At 60.3% G+C, this 18,994-nt stretch carries 14 protein-coding genes; 7 read left to right on the top strand and 7 right to left on the bottom strand.

The genetic code is table 11. From position 1 onward, the window contains the following. Positions 1-120: 120 nt before the first annotated feature. The 4 genes from NZK35_RS23885 to NZK35_RS23870 form a co-directional block, all read right to left on the bottom strand. A complete protein-coding gene (locus NZK35_RS23885; protein ID WP_259635039.1) occupies positions 121-516 on the bottom strand; it encodes an HU family DNA-binding protein in 396 nt (131 codons plus the stop codon). A 285-nt stretch (positions 517-801) separates the two neighbouring features. Next, positions 802-5,781, bottom strand: a complete 4,980-nt coding sequence (locus NZK35_RS23880) for an Ig-like domain-containing protein (RefSeq protein ID WP_259635038.1) — start codon at positions 5,779-5,781, stop codon at positions 802-804. Between the two features lie 519 nt (positions 5,782-6,300). Further along, complete coding sequence (gene yidD / locus NZK35_RS23875; protein WP_259635037.1) at positions 6,301-6,501, bottom strand: membrane protein insertion efficiency factor YidD; 201 nt, start codon at positions 6,499-6,501, stop codon at positions 6,301-6,303. 114 nt (positions 6,502-6,615) lie between these two features. Then, positions 6,616-6,948, bottom strand: a complete 333-nt coding sequence (locus NZK35_RS23870) for a HesB/IscA family protein (RefSeq protein ID WP_095741396.1) — start codon at positions 6,946-6,948, stop codon at positions 6,616-6,618. A gap of 298 nt (positions 6,949-7,246) precedes the next feature. Between NZK35_RS23870 and NZK35_RS23865 the strand changes: the two genes are divergently transcribed. From NZK35_RS23865 to NZK35_RS23855, 3 genes are read left to right on the top strand one after another with little or no spacing between them, the layout of a single operon-like run. Next, a complete protein-coding gene (locus NZK35_RS23865; RefSeq protein ID WP_259635036.1) occupies positions 7,247-8,275 on the top strand; it encodes a rhomboid family intramembrane serine protease in 1,029 nt (342 codons plus the stop codon). Between the two features lie 6 nt (positions 8,276-8,281). After that, on the top strand, positions 8,282-9,700 hold the full coding sequence (locus tag NZK35_RS23860; RefSeq protein WP_259635035.1) for an MATE family efflux transporter: 1,419 nt from the start codon (positions 8,282-8,284) through the stop codon (positions 9,698-9,700). Further along, positions 9,700-10,473 (top strand): 2-phosphosulfolactate phosphatase, encoded by a 774-nt coding sequence (locus tag NZK35_RS23855; RefSeq protein ID WP_259635034.1) that lies wholly within the window; start codon positions 9,700-9,702, stop codon positions 10,471-10,473. Before NZK35_RS23860 ends, NZK35_RS23855 begins: the two co-directional genes overlap by 1 nt. A gap of 465 nt (positions 10,474-10,938) precedes the next feature. On the opposite strand, the gene NZK35_RS23850 is transcribed toward NZK35_RS23855, so the two are convergent. Together NZK35_RS23850 and NZK35_RS23845 are read right to left on the bottom strand one after the other, a co-directional pair. Then, positions 10,939-11,730 (bottom strand): MBL fold metallo-hydrolase, encoded by a 792-nt coding sequence (locus NZK35_RS23850; RefSeq protein WP_145385570.1) that lies wholly within the window; start codon positions 11,728-11,730, stop codon positions 10,939-10,941. Positions 11,731-11,764: 34 nt separating this feature from the next. Continuing rightward, a complete protein-coding gene (locus NZK35_RS23845) occupies positions 11,765-12,685 on the bottom strand; it encodes an NAD-dependent epimerase/dehydratase family protein (protein WP_259635033.1) in 921 nt (306 codons plus the stop codon). A gap of 47 nt (positions 12,686-12,732) precedes the next feature. On the opposite strand from NZK35_RS23845, the gene NZK35_RS23840 reads away from it, so the two are divergent. After that, positions 12,733-13,953, top strand: a complete 1,221-nt coding sequence (locus NZK35_RS23840; RefSeq protein WP_259635032.1) for a S1C family serine protease — start codon at positions 12,733-12,735, stop codon at positions 13,951-13,953. 119 nt (positions 13,954-14,072) lie between these two features. Beyond that, on the top strand, positions 14,073-15,158 hold the full coding sequence (locus tag NZK35_RS23835) for a trypsin-like peptidase domain-containing protein (protein ID WP_259635031.1): 1,086 nt from the start codon (positions 14,073-14,075) through the stop codon (positions 15,156-15,158). A gap of 299 nt (positions 15,159-15,457) precedes the next feature. Here NZK35_RS23835 and NZK35_RS23830 read toward each other — a convergent pair whose 3' ends face one another. Continuing rightward, complete coding sequence (locus tag NZK35_RS23830) at positions 15,458-16,738, bottom strand: GTPase (protein ID WP_259635030.1); 1,281 nt, start codon at positions 16,736-16,738, stop codon at positions 15,458-15,460. Positions 16,739-16,831: 93 nt separating this feature from the next. On the opposite strand from NZK35_RS23830, the gene NZK35_RS23825 reads away from it, so the two are divergent. Together NZK35_RS23825 and NZK35_RS23820 are read left to right on the top strand one after the other, a co-directional pair. Then, positions 16,832-17,854 carry a putative zinc-binding metallopeptidase gene (locus tag NZK35_RS23825; protein WP_259635029.1) on the top strand — a complete coding sequence of 341 codons (1,023 nt, stop codon included), beginning with the start codon at positions 16,832-16,834 and terminating at the stop codon, positions 17,852-17,854. Then, a complete protein-coding gene (locus NZK35_RS23820) occupies positions 17,851-18,879 on the top strand; it encodes a D-alanine--D-alanine ligase family protein (protein WP_259635028.1) in 1,029 nt (342 codons plus the stop codon). The genes NZK35_RS23825 and NZK35_RS23820 overlap by 4 nt, the downstream gene beginning before the upstream one ends. The last annotated feature ends 115 nt before the right edge of the window (positions 18,880-18,994 follow it).

Below are 18,994 nucleotides of genomic sequence, written 5' to 3'. Positions count from 1 at the left end.
AACTTAGCGGTATTGGGCTGTCGCCAACAGAAAAAGAGCGTGGCGTCATTAAAAAACGGCACGCGACAATCAGTGTCGCGTGCCGTCTCGATTTCTCGAAGGCGAGGCTTGGGGCCAGGCTCAGATCATTTCCTTGAGGCCCTTGAGCGGACGGATGACGACCTTCTTGCTGGCCGGTTTGGGCTTCAGCCAGATTTCACTTCCGTCGGACGGGTTGCGTCCCTTGCGCTTCGGTTTGGCTTCCACATCCTTGCGTTGGATCTTGCACAGACCCGGGATGGTGAATTGACCGGAGCCGGTGCGGCCCATTTCACGAGCGATCTCGTCGGTCAGCGCGTCGAAAACCGCGGCGACATCTTTTTTGGACAATTCGGTCGACTCAGCGATGTTCGCGATGATTTGAGTCTTCGTAGGTGCCTTCGGCGGAGCTTTAGCCATTTGGGAGAACCTTTTCTGATTGCTTATGCAGGAAGGGTTGAAGAGGGGATTGCGATCCCGTGTGTTTGTGACGGCCAAGTGTTATGTTGGGCGAAAGGTTGGTGCAACCCGGCATCGTCCAAAAAACCCTGCAATTTGCGGGGTTTCCGGCGATTCTTAGCCGAACGAACCGTAGCTCGCGTGGGAAATCCCCGGGGCCGAATTCGTCCAAAAACGCTTAAAAGCCCGTGTTTTCGCAGTTCCAGGCGGCTTCGGCGATCGGTCCGTCGCAACCACGCCGCCGAAAAGCCGTCTTTGACGGCTCGGAAAAAGCCCCAAAAACAGCGGCCAAATTTCCTGGCCGAATCTCAAAAAAACCGCAAATCACCGCCTAAAGCGGAAAAACCGACTGAGCGGACTCGCACTCAGACCGGCCCCGGAGGTCGCTTCAGCCTCCGCATCCGACTCCGCTTCGGACGTCTCGCTGTCCGTTTCCGCGCCCGTGTCGTCTGTCTCCGAAGCCGCCTCGGAAGCCGACATTCGACTCGCGCCGGCAGGGGAGACTTCCAACGCCGCCGCCGGTTCGCTGTCGGCGTCGGAATCGTCGGACGTGGTCGGAGCCAGCAGATCGGAAGACAACATCGGTGCGGCGACCTCGTTGACCGACGTCGCCTGGGCCACCGATTCCCCTTCGCCCGAACCGGCAGTCGAGAAGATGCCCGTCGCCGGTTCACCCTCAGTCAGCTGGCTGCTCACCGCGTCGTCTGCCGAGGCGTCCGACGATTGCGTGCCGATTTGTTCGCCTTCACCGCTGCCGGCAGCGAGCTGCGTTGTCGCCGCACTGTTTGCCGCGGGGGTGCGGCTGTAATTGACGGCGTTGCCGTCCACGTTCACGCGGAACAGTCTCAAGTCGCCGACCTGCCCGCGCGGCTGGACGATATTTCGATTGCTGATCAGGACGGCTGCATTCAACGTATCGGGATCGGTGCCGCCGGCGTCGTCGTCTTCACCGGAGATGGTCAGTTCGGTCCCCAGATCGTTGAGCGCGAAGCTGGCGTTGGAAATCGATTCTGACGCCAGTGACGTGGGCTCGGCCAGCAACGCCTGCTCGCCGGGTTGGACGACGACCAGGGCGGATTGCTGGGGCGTCGAGCCCAGCCAATCTTGAATCGAGATGAACTCCGGTTTGATCCGTCCCATCTGTGCGTCGATCACCGCGTCACCGTCGTCCGCGCCGCTATTGATCGTGTACTGCTGAGGCTCGTCGGCGCCGCTGAAGAACGGAATCGCCGGGATCTCGACGACGTAGTCACCGGGCAACAAGTTCGCGAAGTACAAGTTGACACCATCGAGCGTCGGCGACTCACTGACGGCATTGCCCAACGCATCCGTTCCGGTCAGACGAACCGCCGAAAGAAGTCTGCGGCCCTGGCTGCCGCTGAATCTGACCGTGATATTTCGCTGGGTCAAATCCAGCACTTCGATCGTCAACGTTCCCACGCTGTCGGTGCCGGATCCGTCGGACACGCTATAGGTCAACGTGTCGGTCCCGGTGAACGTGCTGCTGGGCGGGGTGTACGTCAACTCGGTCCCGGCGGTGTTGACCGACGCGGTTCCGTTTTGCGCCGTCGTTTGCTGGGCCGTGGTCAGCTTCAGTTGCAATGTTTCGCCATCGCCATCGACGTTCTCCGGCAAATCTTCCAAGCGAAGCACGACCGATGCTCCGCTGCCCAGATTGATCTGAACGGTGTCGTCGAGCACCGGTGGCGGGTCCTCGACTTCGGTGACGGTAAACGTGACCGTCGCGGTTGCGACTCCGCCGCCGGTGTCGCGGATGGTGTAGGTCACCGTTTCGGTGCCGAAGAAGTTAGCGGCCGGTGCGTAGAAGAACGTGGAGCCGTCGCTGCTGAACCGAGCCGTCCCGCCTTGGCTGGGTGTGCCGACACTTTCGATGACAAACGCTTGGTCATCGACGTCGCGGTCGTCGTTGGCCAGGATGTCATAGGAGGCTTCGGCGGTGTCTTCGTTGACCGTAAAGGTGTTGTCGCGCGCCGTCGGTGGCGAATCAGACGACGTCACCGTGACGGTCACCGTTACCGTATCGGTGGCTTGCCCGTCGCTGACGACATAGGTGAAGGTGTCGGTTCCGGTGAACCCGGCCGGCGGCGTGTAATCCACAGCCAAGCCATCCGAGGAAACATCGACGGTTGCACCCGACGTGTTGCTGGTCACCGACGTGACGGTCAGCGTGCCATCGGTGTCGGGATCCAGAGAATCATTGGCCAGCACGTCCAACCGATTGGCGGTGGTTCCTTCGACCACCTCAAACGAGTCGTCCAGGCCGGTCGGCGGATCATTGACCGGGGTGACGGTGACGGTCACCGTGGCGATGTCTTGCGCGCCGCTGCCGTCCCCCGCCCGATAAGTAAACGTCGTTGTGCCGTTGAAGTTTGCCGCCGGCGTGAACGACACTTGGCCCGAATTCACGCTGACCGTGCCTCCGCTGGCCGGTTGGGTTACCGAGATGATCGACAAGGCCGCGGTGCCAGTGGTGGTGTCGTTGGCCAGAACATTGATGCTCGTCGCCCCGGAATCTTCGGCGACGGTGATCGCGTCATCGAGCAACGTGAAATCCAACCCCACGGTCAAGTTGACGTTGCCAAAGAACACCGCATCGGCCGGTATCTGGTCATCCTCGCCGTAGAGCAACATCTCACTGCTGGACTCGTCGGCTTCTTCGCTGCGGATGTTGACGCTTCCCGCGGCGACCGCTTCCATCCGCACGCGGGCGATCACGGACTCGGCTTCGCCGGTCGCGACCGCGGCGGTCGATGCGGCACCGAGTTCGTCAATCAAGCCGGTCGAAAACGTCCCCTTGGGCGACAGCGTGAAATTGCCGACGTATTCGATCGTCGTCCCGCCTTTGACGCGAATGATCGAGGAATCAAACAGGATGTCGGTGTAGATCGCAAACACCCCGTCGCGGTCAAAACTGCCGCGGGCGTCGACACCGACCAGTTCCAAGACAAACTCGTCTCCCACGTTGACGTCGCTGACCTCATTGCCGTCGGTATCCCTGAGCACCAATTTGACTTCGGCTTTCGGAGCCTCGGCGACCGTGACGGTGAAGTTTTCGGTACGCGTGTTGCCGGCCAAGTCGGTGATCGCCAGTGAGAATTGCGTGTCGCCGACATCGCCGGCGTCGGGCGTCCACTGGATCACGCCCGAACCGGCGTTGATCGTCGCGCCGACGGGAAACTGCGTCAACGCGTACGTGATCGAGCCTTCTTCGCTGTTGATCAAATCGGTTTCATACAGCCGCCCGACATTGGCGCGGGTGTTGGCGCTGCTGATCACCGACGTCGGGATGGTGGTGTCGTAGGTGACGCTCACCGGTGCGGTTTGCTCGCTCGTTTGTCCGCTGAAGACCTGGCGAGCGGTCACGTTGTAGGTGCCCTCGCCGAGGGCGGCGATGTTGTTGGTCGTGATGGTGACGCTCGTCCCGCTGGCGACGGCTTCGCCCAAGACCGCGGACGTTTGGAGGTTGATCAACTGGACCGTCGCACCGCTGGTGACGCCATCGACCACAAACGCCAGTGACCCCGAATTGGTGATGTTGTCGCTGTCGCTGCTGCCGGTATCGCTGCCCGCACTCAAGTCAATCGACGTGGGGGCGGCGAGCACCTGTTCGCCTGCGAAGTTGAACGTCAAGACTTGATTGTCGCTGTCACTGGAACTGTTGCCGGTGACGCCCGGTCCGGGGCGGACGGTGACTTGGACGTCGACCGTTCCGGTGAATCCGGTTGCCGGCGTGACCGTCAGCAATCCGTTTTGATCGATCGAAGCGGTCGCATTGGAGCCGCCCGAAATGACGGTCGCAGAATAGCTGACCGCATCACCTTCGATGTCGGTGCTGGACATCTGCAACGTCGCTGGCGTGTTCCGCGTGAATTCGGCAGGCACCGTCACCTGATTCAGGTAGGGCTGACTGTTCTGTGTGTCGTTGTTGACGTCGACCTGGAACGTCTCGCTGTGCGTGTTGCCGTCACCGTCGGTCACCGTCACCGTGACGTTGGTCGATCCCACGCCGTTGCCGGTCGGCTTCAACATGATCAACGAGTTTTCCGTGTCGTTGAACACCTCAATCGTGTTGATCGCGATGTCCGTCGTCGGTCGGTCGGCACCGTTGACCGCGTGTTCGCTGATCGCATCCAAGACGTCAAATCCTTCGATCAATTGGCCGAAGACGCTGTGGTTGTAGTCCAAGAAACGCGTCGGAACTTCGGTGATGAAGAATTGCGAATTGTTGGTGTCGTCGCTGGACTTGGCGAACGACATCACCCCTTTGCGGTTGTGCTGCAATTCGGGGTGAAAGTCGTCGTCAAAGTTTCCGAGCGTCGAACCGCTGGTTCCGGTTCCCGTCGGGTCGCCGGCCTGGATCACGAAATCGTCGACCACGCGGTGGAAGATGATGTCGTCGTAGAAGTCGAGATTGGCCAAATTGATCACGCGTCCGGCCGCAGTCGGGGCACGCTGCTCGAACATCTGGATCACCATGTCACCGTAGGTCGCCATGTCGATCCGGATCGAACGGTTGCCGCTGATCACACTGGCCTCCAGCAGGTTCGAATCGGCGACCGAGACGGTCACGGACAGCGGACCACCGTCGGGGTCGTAGGCGTCCACAGGCACGTGCAGCGGCGAACCGATCAAGGCGGTCTGGTTACCGATCTCGACAAACGTCGGGTTCTCCCCTTGGGGAATCGGCACACCGGATCGATCGCTCAGCTGTTGCAGCGTCAGCACGCCCGTCTCTCGCGACCCATCGGGAAACACCCACGTCGGGTAGGCCGTGATGTTGTTGTCGATGCCGAGCTGGCTGATCGACCGATCGGGGTTGGTCACTTCCACGAAGGGCAGGTAAATCGACCCGTCTTCAAACAGGTGTTTCTGTTCCGAGCAGGCCGGGCACCAGCCGGCGCCAAAGAACGTCACTTGGCCTTGTCCGGAGATCGGGTTGCCGTTTGCATCGCGACCGACGGCCGCCAAGTCCTTGGCGAACTGGACCAGATCCGGCGCCGATTCGCCCTCCGCTTCGCTGACCGTTGTCAACGTCGAACCGGCGGTGGCGGCCGCAACCATGGCGACTTCGGCACGCTCGTCGATCGGGCCCATCGAATCGGTGGAAACGATCGAGACGTCCCCGGCGAGCAACTGCCGAGCCTCCAGACTTTCCAGTTTCAGCCGTTCCCCTCGCTTGATCCGGGGGGTGGTCGCGGAGGACGGTTGGGTATTGCGGCTCAATTGACCCAGCAAACGGCTCAGGCGACTTCGACGGACTCGTTTTTCGCGACCTTGGAACATCTCTATTTAACCAGCTTCGGTGAACGGCATTGGGCGACGACGGGAGAAACTCTTGCGAACACCCAGGACAATCACGGATCTTGAGATTTCAACAGCTCAGAACCGTCTCTTGGGCCATTCGGCACACAGGGCGGGGCGGACTGAGAAAATCCCGCACAACCGCTACCTTTTCACAGCCCGGTCTAGGACGTCTGGGAACCCACGATTGTTCCGGCAAAAATGCGCGCCGGGCAGCGAAGCCCCCCCAATCGGTGAATTTGCGGTCACGCCGTTTTGAAATCCGTCACCCATCTCCCAAATCGAACCTGAAACCAACCGCTTTATTTTAAACGGTCTGTCACGCTTTCGCCGCCGCGGTGACGGCTCGCCTTCACATGCGGACAGTGACACATGCGGACGGTGACAATCGAAAAGGAGCCATCAAGAGGGAATCGGGACGTCCATCCGACCAAGGATGCTTTCTTCAAGGGCCGATTGAGTCGCCGTGGCGCACGCCAAATCCGCTGAAACGTAGATTTTTTATTGCGGCGGCGGGTCGTGCCCACCGGGATGCCAGGGGTGGCACTTCAAAATTCGCACGACCGTCCAGAAAACCCCTGCGACCGGGCCACGATTGCGGATCGCTTCGACCGCATACTGGCTGCACGTCGGCGTGAACCGGCAGCGGGGCGGGAACAACGGGCTGATTCGAGTCTGGTAGACCCGAATCAGCCAAATCATTGATTTCGAGAAGATTCCCAGCGGATCACCTCGTCAAACGAAGGGTGACGGGAATGCGGCTAAAGCCCAATACNNCTAAAGCCTGGACACCAACGCGGTCGGTCGTCAGCTGGACTAGGCCTGGAAGGAACTTCCGCAGCCGCAGGTTTTGACGGCATTGGGGTTTTCGAACGTAAAGCCTTGTTTTTCCAGGCTTTCATACCAATCGACGGTGGTTCCGTCGAGGTAAAGGGCGCTTTTCTTGTCGACGACCAGTTCCACTCCGTGGCACTCGTACTTCGAGTCCGCTTTTTCATCGTAGCTGTCGTCGAAATTCAGCGTGTAATTGAATCCGCTGCACCCGCCACCGGCGACTCCGATCCGCAGGACCATTTCTTCGCCAAAATTGTGTTCGGTACGGAATCGTTGGACCTCTTGGGCCGCTCTTTCACTCAATTTGACTGCCATCGGGGCGTCACCTGGTTTTTTGGAGGACAAATAAACTTGCGCGTTCCAACACGACAGCGGTTGCGGTCGCATTGTGATTGTATTTAGTCGGACACCGAATGGAATGTAAGACGAACGCTCGGAAACGGCCGTCAATCGGTGACTATTTTTTGGACCGCATGGCGGCAAAACTGACTAACCGTCATAGTATCGGGTAGTCCGCCGCCGGCGGCAAGTCTTTGCGCGGCACCGCAGCCCACTCCGAGCGCATTGCATCCAGATCTACGGCCGTTATTTCCACCTATTTTGTAACAATTGCATGCGCCGAATCGGCACTTTGACGGATCCCGACCAAGCGAGACGTTTTGCGGACTTTCTGTTCACGCTCTCGATCGAATGCAACGTCGACATCGAAGACGCTCCCGCAGCGGACGGTGCGGCCGGCGGAAAACAATGCCATTTGTGGATTCGCGATGAATCCCACATCGAGCGTGCGAAGCAGGAGCTGCAGGCCTTTTTGCAGTCCCCGACGGATGAAAAGTACCGTGTCGGTGACGAGGCCGAGCGGATTCGGAAACAGCGGCAGAGCGAGGAAAAGCGGAAAAAACGTTTGCAGCAAAAGGTCAACCCGAAAGCCCCCGCCACCGGGGCCGGCCCCTTGATGGGGGTGCCGACGCGACAGCAGACGATTCCGGTCGTCATCGCCATGGTGGTGCTGTCGGTGATCGCTAGTTTTTCCACCGGATTCGGCAGCCCCAAAATTTCTCAAGTCCCCGGCGAACTTTCAACCGAAGAGACCATCTTTTATGGTCTGTCCTTCGTCGATTGGCGCGATTACGTGACCGGTAAAGACCCGCTGGCGTCGATCAAGAAGGGCGAGGTTTGGCGGCTGATCACGCCGCTGTTCTTACACGGTGACACGTACCACTTGGCGTTCAACATGCTCGGAATCTTCTTTCTCGGTTCGGCGATCGAGCGGCTGGAGGGGTCGTGGTTCATGGCATTGTTGCTGTTGGCCAGCGGCATCTTTGGCGGCTTGGTGCAAATCTGGTTGCCACCGGAGGACGCGCTGCCGCCGATGCTGGCGGGGTTGGCCGGTTCGCCGTTTTCGATCGGCGCCTCCGGGGCCGTCTACGGATTGTTCGGTTACCTTTGGATCCGCCCGGCTCTTTCGCCGTCTTATCCGGTTCGCATGATGCCGTCCAACGTCGCGATCATGCTCGGCTGGCTGGTGTTTTGCATTTTCTTCGTCGAGCGGATCGCCAACGGCGCGCACATCGGCGGGTTGGTCGCCGGGGTGATCATCGCCGTGGTCATCTCGCGGATGCCCTCGGACCGGTTTGCGTAATCCCCGATGTCGGACATCTCTGGCGGGCGTCACGACCTGTCACAGCCAGCGGATACCGTCCCGGCCCTGCCTGTGCCGACCAATCTGGCAGAAGCGGCCGCCGAAGTGCTGCGCGTCGCGATTCCGTTGATGGTCAGCGCGGGCATGATGTCCATCGTCTTGTTTGCCGATCGCACCCTGCTGATGTTCTATGACGGTGCGTCGATGAGTGCATCGATGGCCGGCGGCAATCTGTTTTGGGTGGTGGTCTGTGTGCCGATCGGAGCCGCCGCGATGACCGGTGCGGTGATCGGCCAATTGATCGGAAACGGAGAACCGGACAAGGTCGGGCGTTTGCTCTGGCAATCGATCTGGTTGGCCCTGATGACGGTTCCGTTTTTCATCGCCGCCTCCCTGGCCGCCGAATCGCTGTTCCGCTTGACCGGGCAGCCGGAAGAATTGATTGCCGCCGAGACGACCTACATGCGTTGGTTGATGCTGGGTGGATTGGGGTTGGTGATCGAGTCGGCATTGAGCGGTTTCTTCAGCGGCACCGAACGCACGTCGGTGATCATGTGGGTCTCGGTCGCCAGCGGACTGCTCAATGTGGCGTTGGACGTGGTTTTGATTTTTGGATGGGCGGGGTTTCCGGCATGGGGCATTGCCGGGGCGGCGGTCGGCAGCGTGATCGCGTTCTGGTTCAAAGTCGTTTGCTACACCTGGCTGCTCAGCAGGCCGGCGTTGGAAAGTCGCTATGGGATGCGCCGCGGCTTGGTGATTGATTTCCCGATGTTGCGCAATTTCCTGTACTACAGTCTGCCCAGTGGGTTGATGTACCTGACCGAAGCCGGCGCGTTCACGATCATCATCTTGAAAATCGGCCAGCTCGGCGACGTGCCGCTTCGCGCGACCACGATGGCGATCAATTTCAACATGATCGCGTTCATTCCGCTGGTCGGTATCGCGATCGCCGCGTCGGTGCTGGTCGGACGGCATTTGCTTCAAAACGGTCCCGCCTTTGCCGTCCGCACGTCACTGGCGTCGCTGCTGATCGCCTTGGTTTATTCGGCGTTTTGGGCGATCGCTTACCTGGTCGTCGGCGATTGGATGCTCTCGCTGTACGCCTTGGGAACGCCGGATGAAAACTCCCGCCAGGCGATTGTGCTGGCCGGCGGGCTGTTGGGCTTTGTCGCCTCGTACGTCCTGGTCGACGCGGTTCAACTGATCTTCAGTGCGGCGCTCAAGGGTGCCGGAGACACTTGGTTTGTGCTCGCCGCCGGTGCGGCGACGAGCGCGCTTTCGATCACCGCCGGAGTCGCGTTTGATCCCGGCCGCTCCTCGCTGACGTGGTGGTGGTGGGTGATCACGATCTGGATTTGGGCGTTGGCAATCACCATGACCACACGATTCCTCGGAGGCCGCTGGAAATCCATGCGGATGGTTTAATGAATCAATCGATCTCTGTCTCGTTGACGCCGTCTGAACTGTCGCCGGAGTGCGATTTGCACCAGGCCTGTTCGATCATCATCGATGTGCTGCGCGCGACCAGCGTCATGGCGACGGCCGGCCGCTCGGGCGTCCGCCGAATGATCACGTGTGAGAACATTCACGCCGCCGCCGAGTTCGCCGACCAGGCCGCGATTCGTCCGCTGTTGTGCGGCGAACGGCATTGCAAACCGATCGACGGATTCGATCTGGGCAACTCGCCGGCCGAGTACACGCCCGAGCGCGTGGCGGACCGCGATCTCGTGTTGACGACCACCAACGGCACCCGCGCGATTCATGCGGCCATGCGATCACGTCGTTTGTTGGCCGCTTCGTTCTTGAACCTCGACGCCACCCTTGCCGCCGTGCGGTCCGAGCCACACCTGCAAATCGTCTGTGCCGGGACCAATGGTCAGATCAGTTACGAAGACGTCCTGTTGGCCGGTGCCATCATCGACCGATTGGCTCCGCCCGAGTCGGAGGGTTCCGAGCCGTCCGGTCACATCGACGACTCGGCACGCATCGCTTGGAGTGCCTGGCGACAAGCCGAGGGAAACACGCGACCGCTGCAACAGTCTCTGCGCCACTCCCTGGGCGGACGCAACTTGATTGCGGCCGGGTACGAGGCGGATCTTGAGCGTTGTGCACAAGTCGGCACGGTCGACGGAATCGTCGAACGCGTCGAGCCGGGCGAAGCGGTGTTTGAGTTCCGGCGGTTAGTGGTTAGTGGTTAGCTGTCACGGCGGCGCGCTCTGCGACGCCTGCCATGACCCCGGCGGGGTCAAAGCCAGTAGCCGGAGGTGAGCGCAGCGACACCTCCGGACATCCGGTCACCCGCCTGACGCGACCCCGAAGGGTGTCGAAGCAAATCGGCCCCGAACCCTCGGCCCCGGCCTGCCACACCGAGTGAACACGCATCGCGATCAACTCTTTTCGAAAGGCGAACTGCGCCCCCGCCGGCGAATCCATTCGCTGCGACCCCGCCGGGGTCGAGAAGATTTCCGCGACGGCCTTCCCGGAGGTGGCGCTGCGCTGACCTCCGGCTACTCGCTGGCATCCCTTCGGGATACNNCACTGCGACGTTGCCCGAGGCCTGACGGCCAGCGGCTCACCATTCACTCAGCAGAACCCGACTAAATCGACAGCCCGCTCGCGTTGTTCCGCTAGCTCCTCCCGTCCCGGCCACAACCTCGACCGGACTACCCCAGCCCTTCGGGCAGCTTGCCTGCGGCGACTTCTTCGTCCCACTGGTCCATCAACGGCCAGGACTCGGCCAGGGTTCCGAAATCGGCCATCTTCAGATAACCGCTGACGCGATCGATGGTCTTGTTCATGAAGTCTTTGTCGTTGGCAAAGATGGGACCGTGGCTCGGTGCCAACCACTTGACGTCGCTGTCGCGGATGCGTCGCAGCGATTGCAGGAACGCCTTGATGTCGCTGCCGTGGTGTGCGTCGATCGCGCCGATGCATCCGTCACGGTAGATGTTGTCGCCGCTCAGCAGCACGTCGCCGATGCGGAAGGCGAGTTGGCTGTTTGTATGGCCCGGCGTGTGCCAGACTTCGACTTCCAAATTGCCGATCTTGATCACGTCGCCGTCGTTCACCTGGTGTTCGACGTCGACCTTGGGCATGTCCAGTTTCAGATTCTGGGCTTCGATTTCGGCGAGCGTCCACAGCGTGTCGCCTTCGGCCAACGGACGCACCGCGTTGGGATGGGCCGTCACGCTGGTCTTCAGCAGCGACTTGAGCTTGGCCAACCCCTGGATGTGATCGACGTCGGCATGCGTCGCGATCAGGGTTTTGCAACGGGACAGGGGGAAATCGAGCTTGCGAATGATCTCGACAAAATCGTCGACGGTTTCTTCGTAGCCGATGTCGACGAGCGCCCATTCATCCTCGTCGTAGATCAGATAGACATTGCAACCGAGCACTTCACGAGCTTGAAAGTTCAACTCGAGAATGCCGGGGAAGAGGGGGGTGCGCTGGATCATGCGTTCGGTGTGGTGCTCTGAATTCGTTGGGGCGTCATTCTATGGGGGCCTGCAAGACATCCGCCAGCCCGCAGCGATAGTCTGGGAAGTCCAACCCCGGTAACAGACCACGCCGTAACTTTCGATTCCATACGCGTTTGTTGCTGTCACTGCGCATCCGAATCGGTGCGTCGGCCGCGGGGGGGACAAAACGAGGCGGCGGGGCACCGCATTGTCGGGCGATTTCCCGATAAAAATCGCCTCGCACGACCGGCGCGTCGTCGGCGACCAAGAACAACCGCGATTGCATCCCGACGGAAACACGTTGCGGCGGATCGGCCATCGTTTGCCAGGCCGCCAGCACTGCTCGCGCCGCGTCTCGGACGTGAATCAAATTCAAAAACCCCGTTTCGGGCGCCGCGATCGGTCGACCGGCGACGACATCGGCGGCGCGGGGCACTCGGTGGGGACCATAAATCCCCGCCAACCGCAACACGGTCCACGGTGCCGCCGGGCGGTGGGCATGCAGCAACCCCTCGGCCTGCAGATGGACGCGTCCGCCCAGGCGATTGGGGTGCGTCGGCGAGGTTTCGTCCACCCAGCGGCCGTCGGTTTGGTGATAGACGCCCGTCGTGCTGATGTAACAAAGTCGCACGTCGGTCGGCAAAAGCTGGAGCAGGTTTCTCAGCCCCCCGACCTGTGACTCGTAGCGTCCCAGCCGGCTGTTGCGGTCGTAGCTGACCGCGACCAGCACCCGAGCGGCGGCGGATAACTGCTGCAAAGGGAGATTTCTAGAGGTTGCCTGATCGGTCCAATCGAAACGGATCGGGTGAAATCCGTTGTCGGACAACGTGGCGAAGCGGTTTTCAGAGCGCGTCGTCGCGTAAACTCTCGCACCCGACGCCGCGGACAGTTGGGCCACGGTTTGCCCTAAGTAGCCTGCACCGACCACTAAAACATCTGTATTGTCGTTCATTCCGGCTTTTTCCGTGACTTTTTCAAAATTCTGGGGTTGAGGCTACAATGGGTGACGTGACTTTCAACCGGGCCTTTTACGACAGGGAGTGTGTTTTGAACCAGGCTGGTCAAACCAATCGGATCGCGGGGGCGGGGGCTGATCTAGTCGGTCGTTGTTCTGTCCGTGGTTTGTTCTCCGGGCTGGTCTGCGTGGTGCTGGCCTCCCTGCTGTCTGCATCCCCCGCTTACGCCGATGATGCCGCCACTGGCGATCGCAATTCGCGATCGATCCAGGAAAACGCGTTCGTGCAAAACGATTCGCGGGAAACGGCGGCTGCAAACGCGGCGGGAACCTACGTCTCGGTGCCGATCGATCTGGAACCGATTCACCGCCGCGGTGGTGTCCCCGAATCGCTTGAAATCTTGCAGTTGATGGAAAAACAACAGCGCCGCGTGGCCGAGCGGGCGAGCAAGTGTACCGTCAGTGTCAAAATCGGTGCGGCTCAGGGTTGTGGCGTGATTGTCAACGACAAAGGTTTCATCATCACGGCCGCCCATGTCGCCATGCGTCCCCAACGGCGAGCGATCATCACGTTGTCCGATGGACGCCAGGTTTCCGCGACCACGCTCGGTATGAACCGAGAGGTGGACGCCGGACTGATCAAAATCGATCCCGACCAAAACGGTGGCAAGCCTTGGCCCCACGCCAGCCTGGGCACGAGCGACAACCTGGTGCCCGGGATGTGGTGCATCGCGATGGGTCATCCCGGCGGTTACGATCCGTCCCGCGGCGCGGTGATCCGCGTCGGCAGGTTGCTGGAAGTCAGCCCCGATGTGATCCGCACCGACTGCGCCCTGATCGGTGGTGACAGCGGCGGCCCGCTGTTTAATTTCGCCGGCCAGCTGATCGCCGTCCACAGCCGGATCGGCAACGACGTCGCCGACAACCTGCATGTGCCGATCGACCACTACGACGAATCCTGGGACCGCATGGCGGTCGGGCAGGCCTGGGGGTTCTTGCCGAATTTCAAACCCACCCTCGGCGTCTCGGGGAACAAATCCACCAAGACCGCTGAAATCATCGCGGTCAAGCCCGGCATGGCGGCCGAAGCCGGTGGGATGTTGACAGGCGATATCGTGATCAAATTCGGTCGACAGCCGATTACAAACTTTCAATCGCTCGTCGATGCCGTCGCCGACACCATGCCCGGCGAACGCGTCCCGGTTTTGGTCCAACGGGGGAACGACACGGTGCGATTGGTGATCGAAATCGGCAGGTCGGGATGAGGCAGCCGCTGAGAACTAGACTCCGAGTGGCGGGCACTCGGTGCATGGCCGCACCGTTCACGTTGGCTCGAATCTTGAAATCCATTAAAATACATTCGTCTCCTTTATTGATTGCCGCCATGATTCATCAACCGATCGACTGGTTTTCAAAACGTCGCCCTGCCGCCATGGTGTTGGCCGCGGCGGTGTCGATGGTCCTCTCGGGCAGCGCGTTGGCGCCTGCGGTTCACGCCCAATCGACGCCCCACTGGATGAGCCACGGGCAGTACCGGACATCGATCGCGTCACGCGACAGCGGTGCGATGATGCGTTTGGTTCGGCCCCTGTCCGAAACCGTGGAACAATCGGTCGTGCAAGTCTATTCGGGCAGTCAGGTCGTCTCGTTGGGAACGGTGGTGTCCGAAGACGGCTACATCCTGACCAAGCGGAGTGAGCTGAGCGGGGGCGATCCGGTTTCGGTGCGATTGCCAAGCGGCGAGAAAGTGGACGCCCGTGTCGCGGCCCGAAAAAAATCCAATGATCTGGCGTTGTTGAAAATTCACGGCGGCGAGGAAGCCAGCTGGAACATCAAACCGGCGACGTTCAGCACCGTAGCCCCCCCGACAGGCAGCTTCTTGATTTCACCCGGACGCGACGGATTCACGATCGGGATCGGTGTGCTGGGTGTTCCGCCACGTTACGTCGCCCACCAAGGGCTCCTGGGTGTCAACTTCTATGACGCGCAGACCGGCCCCGCGATGGTCCGCCGCGTTCACCCGGAAAGTGGTGCCGACAATGCCGGGCTACAAGACGGCGATCGGATTTTGAAAATCAACGGACTGCAGTTGCTCGGCTCCGAATCGGCGGTCAACACGCTGAAAAAAATGTATCCCGGCGATGTCGTGCGATTAACGATCATGCGGGGCGAGAACACGCTCGAGCTGGACGCCCAAATGAGCGACAAGGCGTTGTTGATGGAGTCGGAAAATGACGCCAAGGTCAACGGGCCCCGGAACATGCGGCTGAGCGGCTTTGACAGCGTCATCCAACACGACACCGTACTGGCCCCCAATCAATGCGGCGGCCCGCTGTTGGACAGCCGCGGTCACGTCATCGGTATCAACATCGCCCGCGCCGGCCGAGTCGTCAGCTACGCCTTGCCGTCGGCATTGGTTACCGCCGAGATGATCGAGATGCTCGAAGAGGCTCGTCGACCGAAACAGTGATGTGTGCGTCTGGGGGTTGAGCGTTCAGTCGCCATGCGCATCAAGTGAGGAAGTCACCCTCCCTTGGGAAGTCGATTCTTCTGCTGCAGGATTGGGCAACCCATTTAGATTCTCCCCCTCTGGGAGAGACGGTGTTTGTGATAGCGGTAGGGCGCAAGCCCTCCGGTCCTTCACGGTGTTTGTGATAGCGTCACCGGACGGCTCGCGCCGTTCCGCTAATAACGTTAGATCCTAAGCAGTCACCGGACGGCTCGCGCCGGTCCGCTAACACCGCTAGATCCCAAGCAGAGGGCATTGGCCTAACGCTCGCCGCGACGCAAACCGGCGATCATCTGCTCGGGCTGCTCGCCCAGACTGGCGATCTCGTTCACCCAATCCCATTGACGTGGGTTGATCGGGACGGGACGACCGAGTGGCGGCAGATCATCGACCAACATCTGGACCACGGTTTGAAGCAGGTTGCCAATGCCCTCACCCGTCGTCGCAACCGTTGTCAATGCGTCCGCCGGCGCGGCAGCTGACTCGACCGGTGACAGGTCCGATTTGTTGATGACCCTGACGATCGGCACGGAGGCGTTGATGCGTTCGAGTGCCTCCAACACCTTGTGGTCCCATTGCAATCCCGGCTCGGTGACCTGGGCGACCAGATCGGCCGTCGCGATGGCGTCCATCGCTCGGTCGATGCCTTGTTTCTCGATCGTGTCCTCGCTGCGGTGCAACCCCGCGGTGTCTCGCAGCCGCAACGGCCATCCGTCGAACACGGTATCGGCATCCAAGACATCGCGAGTCGTCCCGGCAAAATCCATGATGATGCTGCGATCGTAACCCACCAGCGCATTGATCAGACTGCTCTTTCCGACGTTGGGGGGACCGGCCAGCACGACATCAAACGGTCGCGTCAGGCGGTGTCCGATGCGACCGGCAACAGCGATCTGTTGGGCTTGCACGGCGATTTCGGCCGCCTTTCGGGGATCCTCGCCGAGCACCTGGATCGACCGCTGTCGCCATTGACACAGCGCACCGCGGACCTGATCCAACGCGATGGCAGCCGTTTTCACCGTCGTGCATTGAGACAACACCGCACCGGCTTCGTCGATCAAACGCTGATCAACGGCATCCTCCACCGGAAGCCGGCCGGCCGACGGGATGCCGTCCAGGGGATGCGGGGCGACGCGGCGGACACCGATGGAAGACAGATCATCCAGGATTCGACCGATCGCGGCTTCTCCACCATGACAATGAATTTCGTAGCGTTGTGGGGCGGTCGGCACCACGACGATCGACTCGCCGGCGGTCGTGGCAGGTTCTGTTGATGAGCGGTCTGCTGGCGGAGGAGCGTCCGCAGCCCCGCCTGCCCAAACGCCATAGCGTACTTGACCGACATCGATCGCCCGCGATCGGATGCAGCGAAAAAAACGCGTGAGGCACACGTCGGCACGTTCACCCCACAATGCGATGACAGCGATTGCCGATCGACCGGCGCCGGTCAACAGCGCGCAACATGTCGTTTGTTTCGACAGCGATTGGGCGTTAGACTCGTCGCCTGGTATCGGTAACGTATTGTTTTGGGATAAGGACATCATGTAACGTCGGATACACGGATGCGGGCAGTCAATCACGGCTCGCCAAGATCATCGATCGGACTTCCATTTCACGACCTAACCGCAACAACCATGGCACGGAGAACGCTCGACCTGTCGTCACTCTCAGACGACCAATTGTTGGACATTCGGATCTGCGATCTACAGCTTTCCATTGTCGGTACGCCATTGGAAGCCCGGATCGATCAATTGAACAGCGAATTGGCCGAGCGGGGACTGAAGTTTCGCCCGCACTTCTGGCTCAGCGACGATTGGTTTTCTCCCGATGGCATCCCGGGCATCGCGATCCCGTTCTATTTGGCACACCCCCGACTGATCCGTTTGGAACGCAAACAGTTGCTTGAGGTCGAGGGTGGAACCAAAAGCTGGTGCATGAAAATCTTGCGGCACGAGGCCGGACACGCGATCGACACGGCGTTTCAGATTCGCCGCAAAGCCCGTTATCGAGAGCTGTTCGGCAGGTCCTCAGACCCCTATCCGGAATTCTACAGTCCGAAGCCGCAGTCCCGTGAGTACGTGCTGCATTTGGACATGTGGTACGCCCAGGCTCATCCGTTGGAGGATTTTGCGGAGACCTTTGCCGTCTGGTTACCGCCCAAGTCACGCTGGAAAGCCCGTTACCGGAATTGGCCGGCGCTGAAGAAACTGTGCTTCATCGACGAATTGATGAGCAGTCTGGAGGGGAAACCCGCGGTGGTCCAAACCAAACAGCGGATCGATCCGGTGTCGCAAATACGCCGCACGCTGCGGACCCACTACCAGCGAAAACGCGAGTACTACGGCATGAATTACCCGAACGTCTTCGACAAAGATCTTCGCAAGCTCTTTTCGTGCGACCGGAGTCATCGGCGTAACCCCACCGCCGCCGCCCTGCTGTCGCGTTGGCGTGGGGAGATTCGGAGGGTCGTCGCGAATTGGACCGGCGCCTATTCGTATATGGTCGATCAAGTCCTGCAGGAAATGATTGAAAGGTGTCGAGAGTTAGAGTTGAGGCTGGGAACGACACCAGAGACGTGCAAACGTGACGCGATGATCCTGGTGGCCCTGCGGACGAGCAACTATCTCAATTCGGGTCATAGGCGGGTAATGATGTGAGCAAGCTACGTGTATTGGTGCTGGTCCGCACCGGGCATGTTCCCCCCCTGACCCTCGAAGGTATCCCGGAAAAAGAACTCGACGCCTGGAAAGCGGAATTTGATGTCTGTGACACCCTGCGACTGTTGGGGCACGAGGTGCTGCCATTGGGCGTCTACGATGACCTGTCTCCGATCCGTAACGCGCTGACCGATTTCAAGCCGCACATCACCTTCATGTTGCTGGAAGAATTCCACGGCGTGGTGACCTACGATTTTGCCGTGATCAGCTACCTGGAACTGATGCAGCAACCCTACACCGGTTGCAACCCCCGCGGATTGTTGCTGAGCAAAGACAAAGCGCTGAGCAAAAAAATCCTCACCTACCACCGCATCCAGACGCCGCGTTTCACGGTGTTCCCGTTCGGACGCACGATCCACCGTCCCAAAAAGCTTGAGTTCCCGCTGTTCGTCAAATCGGTCTCCGAAGACGCGTCGTTCGGGATCTCGCAGGCCTCCATCGTGCAAAACGACGAACAGTTGCTCGAACGCGTCGCGTTCGTCCACGAGCACACCCACGATGACGCGATGGTCGAACAGTATATCGAAGGCCGCGAGATCTACGTCGGCGTGATCGGCAATCAGCGGCTACAAACGTTTCCGCCCTGGGAAATGGATTTCGGCCAAATGCCCGCCGAAACCGCCCGCATCGCCACCAGCCAAGTCAAGTGGAATCGCAAGTATCAAGAGAAGCACGGCATCACCACCCACGAGGCGGTCGACCTGGGTGGCGAAATGGGCGAAAAAATCCAAAAGATCTGCAAACGCGTTTACCGCGCCCTCAACATGAGTGGCTACGCCCGCATGGATCTGCGGCTGAGCAACTCCGGTGAAATCCACGTGCTGGAGGCCAACGCGAATCCGAACCTGGAATACGGCGAAGACTTTGCCGAGTCCGCCGAAACGGCCGGCATCGAGTATTCCATGTTGATGCAGCGGATTCTGAACCTCGGTCTTCGCTACAAGGCCGCCTGGATGCTCGGTTGATTCCGCTGGAATGGATCAGCCGATCGGCATGCGTGTTGGTGTCTAGGCTTTAGCCGATCCGGTATCGCGGGATGCGTGGCAACGCGTCCCGGAGACGCCTGAAGGCCAATACCGC

The sequence above is a fragment of the Stieleria sedimenti genome (assembly GCF_025060895.1).
In the GTDB taxonomy this organism is placed as follows: Bacteria; Planctomycetota; Planctomycetia; order Pirellulales; family Pirellulaceae; genus Stieleria; species Stieleria sedimenti.
This window is presented reverse-complemented; position numbering and strand designations above follow the sequence as displayed.